16 protein-coding genes are annotated in these 16,634 nt (G+C 57.9%); 5 read left to right on the plus strand and 11 right to left on the minus strand.

Annotation, left to right across the window (positions count from 1 at the left end):
* Window positions 1–30: 30 nt before the first annotated feature.
* Window positions 31–1,278, minus strand: coding sequence for an ROK family transcriptional regulator (locus ROO76_11595; GenBank protein MDT8068795.1), 1,248 nt, complete (start codon window positions 1,276–1,278; stop codon window positions 31–33).
* 183 nt (window positions 1,279–1,461) lie between these two features.
* Here ROO76_11595 and ROO76_11600 point away from each other — a divergent pair, with 183 nt between their 5' ends.
* On the plus strand, window positions 1,462–2,022 hold the full coding sequence (locus ROO76_11600) for a hypothetical protein (GenBank protein MDT8068796.1): 561 nt from the start codon (window positions 1,462–1,464) through the stop codon (window positions 2,020–2,022).
* A gap of 49 nt (window positions 2,023–2,071) precedes the next feature.
* Here ROO76_11600 and galT read toward each other — a convergent pair whose 3' ends face one another.
* The 4 genes from galT to ROO76_11620 all read right to left on the minus strand — a co-directional run bounded on the left by galT (window position 2,072) and on the right by ROO76_11620 (window position 6,663).
* A complete protein-coding gene (galT, locus tag ROO76_11605; protein MDT8068797.1) occupies window positions 2,072–3,124 on the minus strand; it encodes a galactose-1-phosphate uridylyltransferase in 1,053 nt (350 codons plus the stop codon).
* 76 nt (window positions 3,125–3,200) lie between these two features.
* Window positions 3,201–3,635, minus strand: coding sequence for a YraN family protein (locus ROO76_11610; GenBank protein ID MDT8068798.1), 435 nt, complete (start codon window positions 3,633–3,635; stop codon window positions 3,201–3,203).
* 118 nt (window positions 3,636–3,753) lie between these two features.
* Entirely contained in the window at window positions 3,754–5,130 is a 1,377-nt protein-coding gene (locus ROO76_11615) for a Xaa-Pro peptidase family protein (protein MDT8068799.1), read from the minus strand.
* Between the two features lie 147 nt (window positions 5,131–5,277).
* Window positions 5,278–6,663, minus strand: coding sequence for an acetyl ornithine aminotransferase family protein (locus ROO76_11620; GenBank protein MDT8068800.1), 1,386 nt, complete (start codon window positions 6,661–6,663; stop codon window positions 5,278–5,280).
* 405 nt (window positions 6,664–7,068) lie between these two features.
* On the opposite strand from ROO76_11620, the gene cysS reads away from it, so the two are divergent.
* Complete coding sequence (cysS, locus tag ROO76_11625) at window positions 7,069–8,550, plus strand: cysteine--tRNA ligase (GenBank protein MDT8068801.1); 1,482 nt, start codon at window positions 7,069–7,071, stop codon at window positions 8,548–8,550.
* Window positions 8,551–8,650: 100 nt separating this feature from the next.
* On the opposite strand, the gene ROO76_11630 is transcribed toward cysS, so the two are convergent.
* Window positions 8,651–9,607 (minus strand): EamA family transporter, encoded by a 957-nt coding sequence (locus tag ROO76_11630; protein MDT8068802.1) that lies wholly within the window; start codon window positions 9,605–9,607, stop codon window positions 8,651–8,653.
* A gap of 206 nt (window positions 9,608–9,813) precedes the next feature.
* On the opposite strand from ROO76_11630, the gene ROO76_11635 reads away from it, so the two are divergent.
* On the plus strand, window positions 9,814–10,194 hold the full coding sequence (locus ROO76_11635; protein ID MDT8068803.1) for a PilZ domain-containing protein: 381 nt from the start codon (window positions 9,814–9,816) through the stop codon (window positions 10,192–10,194).
* A gap of 146 nt (window positions 10,195–10,340) precedes the next feature.
* Here ROO76_11635 and ROO76_11640 read toward each other — a convergent pair whose 3' ends face one another.
* From ROO76_11640 to tmk, 5 genes are all read right to left on the minus strand, one after another.
* Window positions 10,341–10,910, minus strand: a complete 570-nt coding sequence (locus ROO76_11640; protein ID MDT8068804.1) for a CDP-alcohol phosphatidyltransferase family protein — start codon at window positions 10,908–10,910, stop codon at window positions 10,341–10,343.
* A complete protein-coding gene (locus ROO76_11645; protein ID MDT8068805.1) occupies window positions 10,907–11,245 on the minus strand; it encodes a hypothetical protein in 339 nt (112 codons plus the stop codon). Before ROO76_11645 ends, ROO76_11640 begins: the two co-directional genes overlap by 4 nt.
* A 191-nt stretch (window positions 11,246–11,436) precedes the next feature.
* Window positions 11,437–11,835, minus strand: a complete 399-nt coding sequence (locus ROO76_11650; protein ID MDT8068806.1) for a hypothetical protein — start codon at window positions 11,833–11,835, stop codon at window positions 11,437–11,439.
* A gap of 297 nt (window positions 11,836–12,132) precedes the next feature.
* Window positions 12,133–13,254, minus strand: a complete 1,122-nt coding sequence (locus ROO76_11655) for a DNA polymerase III subunit delta' (GenBank protein MDT8068807.1) — start codon at window positions 13,252–13,254, stop codon at window positions 12,133–12,135.
* 206 nt (window positions 13,255–13,460) lie between these two features.
* Complete coding sequence (gene tmk, locus ROO76_11660) at window positions 13,461–14,141, minus strand: dTMP kinase (GenBank protein ID MDT8068808.1); 681 nt, start codon at window positions 14,139–14,141, stop codon at window positions 13,461–13,463.
* Window positions 14,142–14,280: 139 nt separating this feature from the next.
* Between tmk and ROO76_11665 the strand changes: the two genes are divergently transcribed.
* Both ROO76_11665 and ROO76_11670 read left to right on the plus strand, forming a co-directional pair.
* Window positions 14,281–14,535: a hypothetical protein gene (locus ROO76_11665; GenBank protein ID MDT8068809.1), complete on the plus strand. Its 255-nt coding sequence runs from the start codon at window positions 14,281–14,283 to the stop codon at window positions 14,533–14,535.
* A 332-nt stretch (window positions 14,536–14,867) separates the two neighbouring features.
* Window positions 14,868–16,619, plus strand: coding sequence for a thiamine pyrophosphate-binding protein (locus ROO76_11670; GenBank protein ID MDT8068810.1), 1,752 nt, complete (start codon window positions 14,868–14,870; stop codon window positions 16,617–16,619).
* The last annotated feature ends 15 nt before the right edge of the window (window positions 16,620–16,634 follow it).

Genomic DNA, 16,634 nt, shown 5'->3' on the forward strand with positions numbered 1-16,634 from the left:
AATTGGACTGATAGATAACCGGTTCCGAAACTATTCTTCGCTTACCCCCGACCCAAATCCGATGCCCGCGGCGTTCGCCTTCCCTCGGCGGCGTTGATAGCCATCGGCCTCAGCCGCCAGGAGCGCGAGCCGCAATGCTCCCATCAATTGAGCATCAGCACCGAGACTGCTGAGGACAAGCTTTGGACGCGCGAACTCATTGCGGGATAGGTATGAAGCCGTGGCCTTGCGCAAGGCTTCGTTAGCTACTCCCCCGCCAAGAACAACGAGCGAAACATCCAACACGAGGTTCATGTTGGTAATGGCAACCGCCAGATGCTCGGCGCTGCTTTCCAGCAGTTCCCGAGCTGCGCGGTCATCCTTCTCGCCCATCTGGAGAATTTCCGTGGCGCGCACGTTCCGGCTGCCATCTTTCAAAGGCGCGTTTTCTCTCCATGCGCGCTCGATGCTTCTGCCGCCAATCGCGCTCTCGAGGGCCCCCAACCGGTCAACCGCAAGGGCATAGTGCGGCAGGCCGGGAAGCATCATGTATCCAAGCTCACCCGCCGACCAGTTCGTGCCGTGATGGAGCTGGCCTCGCATCATGATCCCGGCGCCGACGCCAGTCCCGATAGCGAGAAAAACAAAATCGCTCACATTTCGTGCGATACCACACCAATGCTCACCGAGTGCGGCGAGATTCACATCGTTGTCAATCGTGGCCGGGATCCCGGTCTTTGCCCGCAACAGATCACGGAGGGGCACGTCGTGCCAGCCCGTCAGGTTGGGCGCGGAAACAACGCGGCCCGCTTTTACGTCTGTCATACCCGGAGCTCCCGCCGCCAGTTTAAGAATCTTCTTCGGTGGAATCCCGTTCCGTTGGCAAAGCTCACGAACTCCGGCGGCGATCAGGTCAATAACAACTTTGGGAGACCTCCTGACGCCGAGTTCGCACGACCAGCGGCCACGGACAGTTCCGCACAAGTCTCCCAGCGCGATTCGTACATTCGACCCGCCGATGTCGACTCCGACAACGAATGCATGCTCCCCGTTGAACTCGATTAAACGAGGCGGGCGTCCGCCGTTGGGCTTACCGTCGCCGATGAACTTCACGACACCCGAATGCTGGAGGGCGCCTATCAATGCGGAGACCGTAGGGGCCGTCAGACCGGAGAGTCGTACAAGATCCGCACGCGAACAGGGAGCGTGATGTCGCACAAGGCGAAGCAGTTCGCGCGTGTTTGCTTCACGCATCTTCTTGGGGTGGAGCGGGATAAACCCTCCCTGGGCGTGCGGCATTTCTGGAGCTCACTTGATCGGGGGCTAATTTAAGACTATTAACTAAGTGCCGTCAAGCCCATTCTTTCGCCTGAGAGTCATCTTCGTGCCATTAACTTCCGGCGGGCGGTGGATGCAACCAACGGCGGCCGTAAAGCTCTCCCATTCATAAGAGTGTTTACACAATCAGGATAGGAGGTTGCGATGCGACGAAGCATTAGCCTGTGCGTTCTGGTAGCAGGGCTCACGCTAGCAGCACTCGCCCTGGACCGAGCGGCGGAGCATTTCATGGCCATGGCGGTTCTGCCACCGAGCGCTGCCGGGAGCAGCACTGTACCGCTGAATATCGATATTCAAGCTTATACAAGTGACTCGACGCTGAACTCGTTAGGGGATATTCTCTCCGACGGCAACAACCAGACGGCACTGTTGCAGAAGTTTGAATCGATGCCGGGCATCGGTGATGTGTCGCGCGAGGGACGCGTGGGAGTGGAGGTGAAGGTCATCCGCGTGCAGCAGACGGCGCAGGGACTACGCGAAATCACGATGCTGACAGACCGGCCAATTCACTTCTGTGAACTCACCAATGCTTCTCCAACGGCCGACTACCCGTATGGAATGATTCAATTCACGGTGGATCACAACGGCAATGGAACGGGCAAAGCCTATCCCGTCGCGAAAATCAAGAGCATCAGCGCGAACAATATCTCGATCGATGATTACGGTGTGATCCCGATCCAGTTGACCGTCCACCAGGTTCAATAGAAGTGAAAGGCCGCCAGTTGCTCCGGTGGCTTCGTGGACCAAACCGTTTCTATCGCGCTTCCACTTTTGCCGGCGGAGGCGGGGTGAATTCGCTGATGTCCGCCTCGCGCAGAAAGCGCGCGGCCTCTTCCGGTGGTGTGGGATTGATATAGAACCCGGTGCCCCATTCGAAACCCGCCGTCTTGGTCAGCTTCGGCATGAATTCGATGTGCCAATGATAGTGTTCGTTGAACGGCTCCTGTACCGGCGATGAGTGAATCACAAGATTGTAGGCGGGCCGATCGAGGACAACATCGGCTTTCATCAACAACAGTTTCAGGCTTTTTGCCAGGTTCTCGAAGATGTGCGAGGAAGAGTTTTCGAAGGCCGATTCGTGGCGCTTCGGCAGGATCCATGTCTCGAACGGGAATCGCGGGGCATAGGGCGCGAGCGTCACGAAATCGTTATTCTCGGCGATGACGCGGACTGGATCTTCCAATTCCTGCCGAATGACGTCGCAGAATACGCAGCGCTCCTTGTAGGTGTAGTACTGCTTCGCGCCTTCGAGTTCTTCGCGCACGTGCTTGGGAAGGATCGGGAGGGCAATCAACTGTCCGTGCGGGTGTTCGAGCGATGCTCCAGCGGCCTCGCCGTGGTTTTTGAAAATCAGGATGTACTTGAACCGCTTGTCCTGCCGAAGGTCAACGACGCGATCGCGATAGGCCCAGAGCACGTCTTCGATGCGCTTCTCCGGCATAGAGGCGAGGGTAATGTTATGGTCCGGCGACTCGATGATGACTTCGTGGGCGCCGATGCCGTTCATCTTGTCGAACATTCCCTCGGCCTGCCGGCTTAGATTGCCTTCAATGCCAAGAGCGGGAAACTTGTTCGGCACGACACGAACGCTCCACCCGGGGGTGTTGGGACGGCTGGAGTTGCCATTCTGCGATGGCCGGTAGGCGAGAATCTCCGGCGGCGTCTTATCCTCGTTGCCGTAACAGAACGGACAGAAGCCGCCTTTCATGGTCACGCGATCGCGAACAAAATCGGTCGGGCGCTTGGCACGATCAGTAGAAATGATCACCCAGCGGCCGACGATCGGGTCTTTCCTAAGCTCGGGCACGGTATGACTCCCAATAAGATCGGTTCGTAAAAATGGTACGCCAAAGGGAAGATTTTGGCACGGCGGGAAAAAGGAGCTACCGAGGCGTAAATGCGTCCTTGAGTAGCTCGATCTCCATCGACGGTCCGAGATAGACGTTCACGATGTCAAAGCGATAGGGAGTTGCGGATGAGATCTTTTTTCGATAGAGCCACGCCATGCCGGCGAGTTCGTCGCGCTTCGCCATGTCGACGGCGGCTTCCGCCGGGACGAGGCCGCGTTCGCCGCGCGTCTTCACTTCGATGAAGCACAGGGTTCCGCCGTCCCATCCGACCATGTCGAGTTCGCCGCGACGGCCACTGCCACGCCAGTTGCGGGCGACGATGGTGTAACCCAGTTGACGGAGATAGAAGTACGCGGCTTCTTCCCCGCGCCGGCCGGTCTTGATGTGCTCGGGTACTTTGCGAACGCTGGGTAACCAGAAACTGAGCGCGTACAGAGTTTTCAGTGCGATCTTCGTCAGACCTCGCATGATTCAAGCATGACAATCGCAAACTGCTTTTCGCCAGAAGAAATGGAGGCACGATTCCGTTTTGGGAAAAGAAACGCCGGTCCAAAGACCGGCGGTGGGGCGGGATTGTCAAACTGCTCTACTTCGCTTCGCTTCCGACCAGCCTTTCAATATCGGCCATTTCTTTCGGAATTCCGCTGGAGAGAATCTCCGAGCCGTGATCGGTGATCAGGACGGTGTCCTCGATGCGAATATGAATGTGCTTCTCGGGGAATTCGACGATCGGTTCAACGGTAACGACTTGCCCGGCTTTGATCGGACCGCCCAAACCGGGCCCGGTTCCTGGCGTGGCGACGTCGTGCGTTGCCTCGCCCACGAAGTGGCCGAAGCCGTTGTACCAACGGTCCCCGATGCCGTATTTCTCGTATACTTTCTTCCCTTCCGCGGCTGCCTGCTCGTAGGTGTTGCCAGGGCGGAGCATGTTGATGATCGCCTTCTGCGCCTCGAGATCGACGGCGTACCACTTCGCCTGCTCGGGCGTGAATTTGCCGCTGATGTTGAAGGTCCTCGTGATGTCCATCGTCAGGTGATCGAGATCGGCGGCGTAGTCGAAGACGACGAGATCGTTGGGCTCGATCTTGCGACGATTCTGGAAGTAGTGCCACGTATTGACGTTGGGTCCTGAGCCGACGATCGCGGGATAAGCGACGCCCTGCGCACCGTTCTTGTAGTACCAGTAATAGGCCTCGGCTTCGATCTCGTATTCGTACATACCGGGCTTGGCGCGCGCGATCGCGCGACGATTGCCTTCCGCGCTGATCTTGGCGTTACGCCGCATGATCTCGATCTCCTGCGGCGTCTTGATGTTTCGCATGCCGTCGACCAGAGGCGTCAGATCTTTCAATTGCGACTGCGGGAAGCGCTCGCGCAATTTCACGACAATCTCGCGATCGCGCGGCATGCCTTCGCCAAACGGATGGTCGTAGTTCGCGGCGTAATTGGCGCCGACCTCCTGACGCGCGCCATCGACTTTGTCCGGGAAACCGAGTCGGACCCAGAATTCCGGATCGGGCCGGCTTGCCATGCTCGCAAGCACTGAACTGAGATTGTTGAGCGGCAGCACCGCCGCGAATCCGAATTGGGTTTGCTGATCCTTGGGCAGAGCTAGAACATTGGGCCCGTACACTTGAGCAATCCGTGGCGGCTGTTGCGGTTCGAACAGGACTGAACGCCCGCTCGCGCCATCGATCAGCAACACGGCGCCTTCATCGGCGATGCCGGTATAGTAATAGAAGTCGTTGTCTTCGCGGTAATGAGTGCCTTCAGGATCGTTGATACGCGCAAAAAGCAGTGCCGTTCCAGATTTCATCTCTCTGGCGAGCTCGCCTCGTCGGCGTGCAAACTCCTTGCCACCGCCGAGGTCATCAAACGCCTGTTTGTCCGTGTATTGCGCGAACGCAGGAATTGAGATGATTGCGATGAGCCAAGCGATTGCTGCAGATCGAATTTGTTTCATCCCCTTCGCCTCCGGGACGGAAGTGTACAGGAAAAGCCGTGGCTGGTCGCTGGGGAATGGTGGTTCGCGGAAATAACGAAGCCGGCTACCAGATAAGGTAACCGGCTCGGGTTTTCGATAACAGGTAAAGCTACCGGCAACAGTTTTTTAGGCTCCCTTAGGCTGTCCCTGAGTTGGACGCTTGGTCTGCTCCTGTCCAACGGTCTTGATGCACTCTTCAAGGATGTCCATGGCGATGTCTGCCTGTTCTTCGTTAACGATGAGCGGCGGTGAAAGACGAACAGAGTTCGGACCGGCACCCAGGAACAGAACTCCCTTTTCGAAGGCCAACTCGACGATGCGATCACGTTCGTCGCCGCCCGGAGTCTTCTTAACCTTATCGGTGACGATTTCGACGGCCATCATCAGGCCGCGTCCGCGAACGTCTCCAACCAGCGGCAGTTTGGCCGGCCACTGCTCCATACGGCGGAGCATGTAGGCACCCACTTTGCGCGAATTCTCAACGCCTTCACGCTCAAGCACGTCGATTGTCGCCAACGCCGCGGCGATGCAGACAGGGTTACCGCCGAAGGTTGAGGCATGAGAACCGGGAACCCAGTCCATGACCTCGGCGCGGGTGAGCAATGCACTCAGCGGCATGCCGCTGGCGATGCCTTTCGCGATGGTGATCATGTCCGGTTCCACACCGGTATGCTGGACGGCCCACCACTTGCCGGTGCGGCCCATGCCGGACTGCACTTCGTCCACGACCAGCATGATGCCGTGACGGTCGCAGATGGCGCGCAGTTCCTGCATGAATTCTGGCGGAGCGGGGAGATAGCCGCCCTCGCCCTGGAAGGCTTCGACGACGATCGCTGCGCACTCCTCCGGCGGAACCTCGGTGCGGAAAACGTGCTCCTCGATGAAGCGGGCACAATTACGCGCGTAATCGGCGGCATCGGTGCCTTCAGGCCGGCGATACAGGTTCGGATAGGGGACGTGCACTACGCCGGGCACGAGCGGGGCGAAGCGGCGTCGCTGCTGCGCCTTGGAGCAGGTCAGCGACAATGCGCCCATTGTGCGACCGTGGAACGCGCCGTAAAAGGCGATGACCCACTGCCGCTTGGTGTGGTAGCGCGCCAGTTTAAGTGCCGCTTCGACGGCCTCGGCACCCGAGTTGCCGTAATAGACCTTGTGCGGACCCTTCATCGGCGCGATCTTCGACAGGCGCTCGCCGAGGGTGATCATGTTCTCGTAGTAGAAGTCGGTGCCGGACATGTGGATCAGTTCACCCGCCTGTTTCTGGATGGCGGCGACGACTTCCGGATGGCAATGGCCGGTCGAGGTAACGGCGATTCCGGCGGAGAAATCGAGGAACTCGTTCCCGTCAACGTCTTCGACGATGGCGCCGTGACCGCGCTTCGCAACCATCGGGTACGAACGGGTGTAGGAGGGCGAAATGAATTTGTCGTCCCCGGCGAGGACGCGCTTTGCGTTGGGGCCCGGCAATGCCGTCTTGATGTTCGGTCCTGCAACTGCAATCTTCGTGGTCATGGCGATTCTCCCAATCGTGGTCGTGGCCCAACCCGGCGCTCATGGTTTTCGAGCACGTGCGGGGCAGTTCTTGATGATCTGCGGGAAAACGGATGGGGACTGGTGCTAATCGCCGGCGAAGAGGTTGGGCCGGGACTGCGATGGCGCAAGATGCGCTTCGGCCCGGGAGGATACCGGGCGCGACCACGCGCGACGCATTGTGCTCAGCGAACGCATCTTTGTGCTCTCATGTGATTATAGCTTTGTTCGTTTTCTGGCGTAACCCCCGGCAGACAGTTCCTTTTCATGCACTTAGAACGTGCGCGAAATTGTTGGGCTGGAATATTGGTTTTCGTCCCTCAATGCTCGATTCGATTCGACACTTCGGCATCCTCGCTGCCTCATTTAGTATCATTTTCTTAGCCCATGCCACTTCGCCTACACAACACGCTCTCCCGGAAGATCGAGGAATTCCAGCCGCTCGAAGATAACCAGGTCCGAATGTATAACTGCGGGCCGACGGTTTACGACTTCGCGCATATCGGCAATTTCCGCACCTTCATTGCCATCGATATCCTGCGGCGCTGGCTGAAGCAGAGTGGGTACCAGCTCGAGCACGTCATGAACATCACCGATGTCGACGACCGTATCATTGCTAATTCGGCGAAGCTCGGCATCGGAGTTCGACAGTACACGGAGAAATACGAAAAGCTCTTCCTCGAAGATTCTGCGATCCTCAACATCGAGCGTCCGGAAAAGATCGTTCGCGCAACCGACCACATGAACGACATGGCCGAGTTTATTTACGAACTCGAACAGAAGGGGATCGCGTACCGAACCGAGGACGGTTCGTACTATTTCCGTATCGCCAAGTTTCCGGAATATGGCAAGCTCTCGAAGAAGGACCTGTTGCGAATCGAAGATGGTGCACGTGTCGATTCCGACCGGTTCGACAAGGAAGAGGCGCGCGATTTTGCGCTCTGGAAGGCTCCAAAGGCGGGCGAAGCGTTCTGGGAGACGAAGATCGGTCCCGGACGTCCGGGCTGGCACATCGAGTGCTCGACGATGTCGATGAAGTATCTCGGGCAGACGTTCGACATTCATGCCGGCGGAGAAGACCTCATCTTTCCGCATCACGAGAACGAGATCGCGCAATCCGAGGCACTGACCGGGAAGATGTTCGCGCACTTCTGGGTTCACGTGCGCTTCCTGCTGATCGAGAGCGACAAGATGTCGAAGTCGCTCGGCAACTTCCACACGCTGCGCGACCTGATTCTTCTGGGTCACAAACCATCGTCAATCCGTTTCCTGCTCAGTTCGGTTCCCTATCGCAAGCAGCTCAACTTCACGTTCAATGGGCTTACCCAGGCGGCGAACTCGATCGAACGGCTGCGGAACTTCAAGCTGCGGCTGGAAACATCACAATTCCTCGAAGGCCGCAATGACGAGGTGGCGAAGATCGCGGAGACTGCGATCGCCGATATCGACAGCGGCATGAACGACGACTTGAACACCGCGCAAATGGTGGCTGCGGTCTTCGACATGATTCGCGATGCAAATGCTGCGGCTGATTCTGGTCAGCTTCGCAAGGATGATGTTCCGCTGCTGCTCGCGGCGCTGAAGCGGTTTGACGCGATCTTCGACGTGCTCACTGACAGCGACGGGGAAAAAATTAAGGCTGTCGTCGATTGGGCGAAAGCGGAGGGCAAGCAGATCAGCGCGGAAACTGAAGAGCTTGCGAAGTCCGCGGGGTTGAGCGAGACGCTGATTGAAGAGCTTGTCGCCAAACACTCTGCTGCCCGCAAAGCGAAAGATTTCAAAACGAGCGACGCGATTCGCAACCAGCTCGCCGAACAAGGCATCATGCTGGAGAACACGAAGGATGGGGTGAGGTGGAAACGGAAGTAATTGGTAATTGTTGATACCCAATTGACGATTGAAAAGCGTCGAGTCGCATCCGCGATATACAATCCGCAGCAGCTATCAGCGTACGTGCAAATCCTTTGAATCAGTCACCGGTGCTTTCGACGGCGGGCAATTCCACTCCGAGTTCACGCGGCCGCCTGGGGCGGGCTCCAGTGACGAGGATTACGCTGGCAATGATGATGGCGCTGCCGCCCAGCATCCACTTGTCAATGGTTTCGTTGCGGAAGAGCCAACCGAGAAAGACGGCAACGATTGGATTCACGTAGGCGTAGGTGGCAACCTTCGAGGTGGGAACGTTTTTCAGCAACCAGATGTAGGCGGTAAATCCTGCCCAGGAGCCGGCGATGACGAGATAGCTGATGGCGAGAACAGCGTCGCGATCCCAGTGGGTTCGCGGGAGTTCGCCGAGGGAGGCGCCGACGAGAAGGTTGACGATGCCAGCCATCAGCATCTCCCAGCCGCTGGCGCCATAGGCGTCGACGCCGACGTGCCATCGTTTCGAGAGGATGGAGCCGCTGGCCCAACTGAAGCTGGCTGTGAGAACCAGCGCCATTCCGAAGACTTCGCGATGCCCAAAGCTGGTGCCGAGCCGCAGTTTGGGCCACATAAGCACCGCGACACCGGCGACCCCGAAGACTATGCCGACGACGGCCCGCCCGGAGAAGTGCTCGCCCTTTCGGCTGAGGCGCTCAAGGAGCAAAAACCACAGCGGAGTAATGGCAATGAGGAGCGCGGCGAGGCCAGTGGGAATCATTTGCTCGGCCCATCCAAGAACGACGTTGCTGGTGACGAGAAGCAACGTGCCGATGATGGTGAGGCGGAGGAGTTCGCGGGCGGAGACGGCTATGGAGCTGCCGGATAGTTTGCGCCAGAGAAGCATCAAGGCTCCGGCGGTGATGAAGCGCGCGGCGCCCATCATCGGCGGGGAGACGTGATCGACAGCGACGCCGATGGCCAGGTAGGTCGATCCCCAAAGGATGTAAACCATGGCGAATGCGACGATGACCTTGAGCCGGAATTGTCGCTGAGCTTCAGACATTAGCTGGAGAGTGCCCAGAATCACGATAGCAGACAGAAAAGGGTCGCCCCAGGAAAAGAAGCCAGGGCGGGGGCCGAAAACCGCGGATCCCACGCCGCGCTCGGGACTTCGTTAGCGGGAGTACGCCCGCTAACGCCGAAGGTTACTTTCGTTCCTTGGCCGGATTGCGGTTTCGTCGTAGGGTATCGGTACAGTGGGGAAGGCGTATGACCGAAGGGACGATTCCGATATCTTCCGCAGAAGCTGAGCAGGCGCCGATGATTGAGAAGCGGCGTTATCCGCGTTACCGGATTGACGTTGCCGTCAAGGTGAAAGTCAAGACGAGCAGCGGAATCGCGAGCTATTGCTATGGACGAGGCGGCGACATCAGCGAAGGTGGAATGGCAATAGAAGTAGCGCACGAGCTTTCGCGCGGGAACCTGATTCGACTTTCAGTGACCTTGCCGCATTGCGAGCGTGCGATAGAGTGCGACGCCGTGGTGCGGCATCGCAATCAGTTTCACTATGGGCTGGAGTTTCGCGAACTCGCGGAAAAGGATCGGATGTTGTTGATGCGGGCGTGCCAGGCGATGGGAGTGGTGCAATAAAAATACACCTGAAGAACTGAGAGTCAGTCGTAATTATCCTGCCCAAAAAGAGCTTAAGCGGCGGCACGCCAAGCTCGCCTTCCTGCTGACGAAATAAAACAGAGTTAGAAAGGAATAAGGCGTGCGGGTCACTCCCGCTTCTTGCTTTATGTCGGTCGTCCCTGGTTGATGCTGTGCAGCTTTTGGCCGGTGAGCAAGATGTAGTGCACGCCAGACAAAGTGGTCAGGGCGAAGGTCGCGTACAGAAAAGACTTGCGGAGCAGAAACACGGCGTTGGCATCGCTGATATTGGCGAGCAGGACGAAGAAAATCGCACCAACCTGGGCGACGGTGTTCAGTTTGCCGAAGATGCTTGGGCGGAAGTCGTGGATGTTGGTCGTCATATAGAGCACGGCGGCGATGGCGAGGATGCAGAGATCGCGGCTGAAGACCAGCACGGTGTAACGCCATGGAATCTGGCGGGTAAATGACAACACCATAAACAAAGAGCTGAGCAGGAGTTTGTCGGCAATGGGATCAAGGAACTGGCCTACGCGGGTTCGCTGCTCGAGGACGCGGGCGAGGAGGCCATCAAGGGCGTCGCTGAGGCCGGCGGCGATAAACAGGCCGAGCGCCCAGACGTAGTCATGATCGAGGACGTTCATGACGACGAAGGGAACGAAGATCAACCGCAACAGCGTCAACTGGTTCGGCGCTGTCCAGAAGCGGTCTTTCATCCACCCACCTCGCGGTAGAAGACCTCGATGGCGTTGTGCCCGGACTTACCGAGGAAGCGCTCTGAGAGCGATGGGACATCGCCATAGCGGGCGTCGAGTTCGATGCGTTCGACGCGATGCATGGGGAAGAAGACGACGGCGGGATCGGCGTTTTCACCGGCCTTGATCTGGTGAGCGAAGTCGTCGAGGGATTCGAGCGAGATGCCGCGAACTGTGACTCCGGCGACTGTCATTGCCAGCACCGCTCCCCAGAACTTCTCGCGTGGAGAGTTCAGTGTGACCAGTACCATGGACCCGTGATCGAAGGGTGCCCCGGGCATCAGGGTGTCTGCCATATGAGAATTGTAATTCGAAGAAGGCTAACTGAGAATCGTGCCTTTAAGGATCGCTCCCATCGTGCCATTGGAAAGGCTCGCGGCAGGATCCCGATGGGATTCGTGCGCGCTTCGGGGTGCCTTAGATACGAAAGTAGAAAACCCGCGGCTTGAGCGCGGGTTCGTTGACGGCTGAACTGTCCGACAGTGGACTACTTGCGACCGGACATTTCGCCTTCCTTGTACATGTACTTGATCGACGGTTTATAAATCAGAAGATTTGCGGAATTATTGCGGGTTACCTTGATGCAGTTCTTGTCATACCACTCGATAACGCCGTGAATCTCTTCGCCGTCCTGCAGGACGAAGACCATGGACGTCTTCGACTGCATCTGCTTCTGGTAGTAGAAATTCTCGGCGTGTGTCTGATCGGGTGGCGGAGTTTTCTTGCCGGTGCCGTTTGTGCGACGCTCGCGATCGCCGTTTTCGTTGGCGCGTGGGGCGTTTTCGCGAGGCTCACGGGAAAGGGTTGGGCGAATCAGCTTGCGGTTTCCGAAGGATTCCGGCTCGGGTGCCCGCCCAACTGCGGTTGAATCCATTCCATTCTTCATGGTGACTGCTCTCCACCTGGAAATGAAACGCTCGCCCTGTCAACAACCAGGAAGAAAACCCAAGCACCACAACCAGCGCCGCTCTCCGGCGCACAGCTTTGGCTTTCCAGGAGTTTGAAGGCGTGAACTTTGGTTAAACCGTATCACAGGAGATGTGCGGTGACAATGAGGGAGAGTTACTAAAGACATGAGGAAATTGGACAATGGGAAAATTGGGCAAAAATGACGAAGGACCGATAACAAATCTTCATTCGGAAATGGCACTCGGAAAGACGCTTCTGGCGAGGGGTGCGCGAATCAGCCCTCTAGTGAGAGGGTTAGGGAGTCCAGGGAGAGGGAGCGCAGCAAGTTGCGGCGCATTCCGGATTGAACATCGGAGATGCGGTCGGTGGCGGTGGTGATCCAGTCGAAACTGGCGGATTGCGCCAACTTCCGCAGCTCCGGTTCGATGTCCACGTTACGGAGCATATCCGGCGTGTTCGAGCGAAGGAAAAGCAGGTCTTCCAGCAGGCCATAAAGAGCGGCTATCAGAGCATCGATCTTTTGTTTACCCTCGGCTCCGGCGCGATAGGCTTCGGTGGCCTTGAACAGCGCCGAGTGGTCGTTGGCGTCGATGGCGGTCTTGAGCATAGTGAGGGCATCGTTGCGTGCGGCGAGATAGACGTTCAGGTCGAAGCTGCGGGCGCGCCCTATGGCGCCGCCGCTGAGCCGGGCTACCAGTTGGCGCTGCTTCGCGTTCCAATCGGGGCGTTGTGAAAGGTCGTTTTCGATTTCGGCCAGAGGCAATGGCGCGAGATGCAGGGTCACGCAGCGCGAGCGGATGGTAGGGAGCAGCGAGGAGGCATTTTCGGCGAGGAGGAAGATCGTCGCAAATTCCGGCGGCTCTTCCAAGACTTTCAATAAGGCGTTAGCCGCCTCTTTCATGAACGCCGAGTCGGTGAAGATGTAGACCTTGTGGCGTCCTTCGCTTGGCCGGAAATAGATGGAATGAATCAGGTGCCGGACCTGGTCGACCTTGATCATCATCTGCGGCGGATCGGGCGGAATGATGAGCACGTCGGGGAAGGTCTGGACGAGGATTCTGGTTTCTTTCTTGTCAGTTTCTCGAAGGCTGTCGCGGACCTCTACGGCTTCGGCGCAACGAGATTCGAGATCGTCGGCCTGAGCGATGCGAACGCAATTGGAGCACCTTCCGCAGAAATCAGGCAGGTCGTCGGCTGGAACCGCGGCGCTGAATAATCCGCCCGGTTCGGGGCGGTCGAGGCAGTTCATCGCCTTTGCAACCATTTGCGCGAGAGTGTATTTGCCCGAGCCTCGCGTGCCGGTGAGGATCACCGCATGCGGGAAGCGGTCGTGGGCGAGCATTTCGCGGAGGCGAAGGACGATGTCGGCGTTGCCGTGGAAATCGGAAAAGGGCAAATGGACCTCAGGGGCTAAAGCCCCGTTTGCTTTTGGGTGATTCTCAATGCAGTCCTAGAGGCTTCTCCACCCGACCACATTCAAAGCGAAGCCTCAAGGCCGCTGAGGCAGAATCATTCAAAGTATAGAGCATCATGGTAAAGATCATCGGGGCTGGCGAGGCCCCGGCTCTCGAACCGCCGCCGTCGGGGGGGCCAATCCGAGGTCTAGTCAAGGACGGGTTCGAGGAGGCGTTGGCGGACGGCCTGGACGATGCGGGTGTGGGTGATGTCGGCAGCGGGTCGGGCGTCGATGATGGCGACCCGGTTGGGTTCGCGAGCGGCGATCTCGAGGTACTTCTCGTGGACTCGGGTGAAGAATGCGCGACTCTCGGTCTCGAAGCGATTCTCGTCGCCCTGCGAGACACTTCCCTTCTGCTGCTGGTTGCGGCGGCGCGCACGATTGACGCTGGCGGAGACGTCGGAATCCATAAGAATCGTCAGATCAGGTTGAAGATTGCCGCAGAGGACGCGGTGGAGAGTGAGCACGGATTCGCTGCCGAGACCGCGTCCGGCGCCCTGGTAGGCTTCCGAGGAATCGGTAAAGCGGTCGCAGAGGACCCAGACGCCGCGGTCGAGCGCAGGGACAATGTTTTCCTGAATCTGTTGGGCGCGTGAGGCGAACATCAGGGCCAGTTCGGCGAGCGGGGCAAGTCCGCGGGTGCGCGAATCGAGGACGACGGAGCGAATGCGGTCACCAATGGCAGTCCCCCCGGGCTCGCGCGTCGTCATCACCTCGAGGCCTTCCTGCTGCTGGAGCACTTTTACGAGACGCTCCATCTGGGTGCTTTTGCCGCACCCATCGAGACCTTCAAAGGTGATGAACTTGCCACGTTTTCGGGGACTCACAGGTGAATTCTAGCATTCGCTTTGCGGTCGCCGAAGCAGACGAAAGCACTGCGGGTCTTCGGCTCGCGGGCTGCGGCTGTGTTCGCAAGGACAGAACCGGGGCAGGTATTGTGCTATTCTCCGCCGATTGGAGGTTCTTATGCGGCTCGGCGATTATGTTGACGATTACTGCTCGCGGTGCAAGAGAACGACCGATCATTCGGTCGTGGCGTTGGTCGATGATCAACCCGCGAAGGTGTTGTGCCGCACGTGCAACAACGAGCACAAGTATCGCGGGAATCGAGGCAAGAAAGAGATGACGGCGCAGGAGGCTTTCCAGAAAGTCATGGCAAGCGTAACCGGGCAGATTGATGCGCTCACACCTGCGAAGCCGGGGCGAAAGAAGAAGAGCTAGAGGAAGCAAGCTGCTGGCCCGCGAGCATTCACTCGATTCGTGAGTCACTAAGTTCAGCGCTGCACGATTTCCATTTCAGCTCCGGCAGAGTTTCTGCTCCGCCGACCGGGTGTTCGCAAAGACTCTCGTGCCGCAGTCAAAATGCGCTTCTCCCCCGCCGCTGACGTTGAGTTGATCATCGAAGTGATCAAGAAACGAAGAAGGTCGCCTGAGTCACTGCAAGCGTGAGCCGCAGCCGACCAGTGTTTATCTCCTGCATTTTCACAGTTAACCAAAGAGCAGACAGCCACCCAATCGAAAATGCGGGACATCCTAAAAGATGAGGTTACGAAATGACAGCAGCAGACGTGTTGGTAGAAACACTCATCGACTGGGGTGTCGAATACATCTTTGGCCTTCCCGGAGACGGAATCAACGGAGTCTTTGAATCGCTTCGAACTCATGCCGACAAGATTCATTTTGTCCAGGTGAGACACGAAGAAGCTGCGGCATTCATGGCAACCGGCTACGCGAAGTTCACCGGAAAGCTTGGCTGTTGCATCGCCACCTCTGGCCCGGGGGGCATTCACCTGCTGAATGGACTATACGATGCAAAAATGGACGGCCAGCCGGTGCTTGCGATTACTGGAATGGCTTTCCACGATTTGATCGGTACACACGGGCAGCAGGACGTGGAAATGGATAAGTTGTACATGGACGTCGCCATTTACAACGAGCGCGTCATGGGCCCAACGCACGTGAAAAACATCACTGAGATCGCCTGCCGCACAGCCACGGCATTCCGAGGCGTCGCGCACATCGCGTTTCCGAAGGACCTGCAGGATACGGAGGTCCACTGGAAGTCACAGAGTTCCGAGCGCAATGTCAAGAACCACGTTTCCACGGTGCACGCCTGCTCTCTGCCAGTGCCACCTGAAGGCAGCCTGCATCAAGCGGCGGAGTTGCTGAACAATGCAAAGAGAGTTTGCATCCTTGCTGGGCGAGGCGCGCTCCATGCAACCGACGAATTGGAGCAAACAGCGGAGATTCTCGGGGCGCCGATTGTCAAAGCCCTGCTCGGAAAGGCAGCCGTTCCCGATGACAGTCCGTATACAACCGGTGGGATCGGTCTGCTCGGAACCAAGCCCTCTGAGGAAGCCGTCAAGAACTGCGATCTGCTGTTCATGATCGGAACGGCATTTCCCTATATAGAATTTTTGCCCAAGCCTGGGCAGGCGAAGTCGGTACAGATCGAGTTGAATCCCGCACGTATCTCGCTGCGTTATCCGGCTGACGTCGGTTTGGTTGGCGATAGTCGCGAGACGTTGCGCCGCCTGATGCCTATGTTGAAGCGAAAGAAGGACCGCAGCTTCCTGAAGAAAGCACAAGACGGCATGCGCGAGTGGTGGCAGTACATGGAGAACCTCGGAACATCGGACCACATGCCGATGAAGCCGCAGGTTGTCGCATGGCACCTTGGCAAGCGGCTCCGAAATGATGCGATTGTGTGCTGCGACAGCGGAACGATTGCGACATGGTGGGCGCGGCAGATCCCCGTTAAACGCGGACAGATGCATAGCCTGTCGGGCAATCTCGCCACGATGGCTCCCGGGCTGCCATATGCAATTGCTGCCCAAATAGCGTATCCCGACCGACAGGTGATCGCGTTCGTGGGCGATGGCGGATTCAGCATGCTCGGGTTCGAGATGCTTACGGCGGTGAAGTACAACCTTCCCGTTAAGGTGGTTGTAATCAAGAACGACTACCTCGGGCAGATCAAGTGGGAGCAGATGGTGATGGAGGGCAATCCTGAATTCGGAGTCAAGCTGCAGCCGATGGACTTCAAGATGTTCGCGGCGGCATGCGGCGCGAGCAGCCTCCGGGTGGATAACCCTGCCGACATCGCTGACGCGTTAGACCATCTGCTGGAGAGTCCGGGCCCGGCACTACTGGAAGCAGTTGTGGATCCGCTCACGGCTCCTCTGCCACCGTCGATCAAGGCCAGCCAGGCGATCAAGTTTGCAGAGTCGCTCGCCCGGGGAGAACCGAAGGCGCGGAAGATCATGCAGGAAGCGTTTATGGATCGTGCCCGCGAGCTCGTTTAATTGCATCCCGCCGAT

The organism is Terriglobia bacterium, from assembly GCA_032252755.1.
GTDB lineage: Bacteria > Acidobacteriota > Terriglobia > Terriglobales > Acidobacteriaceae > JAVUPY01.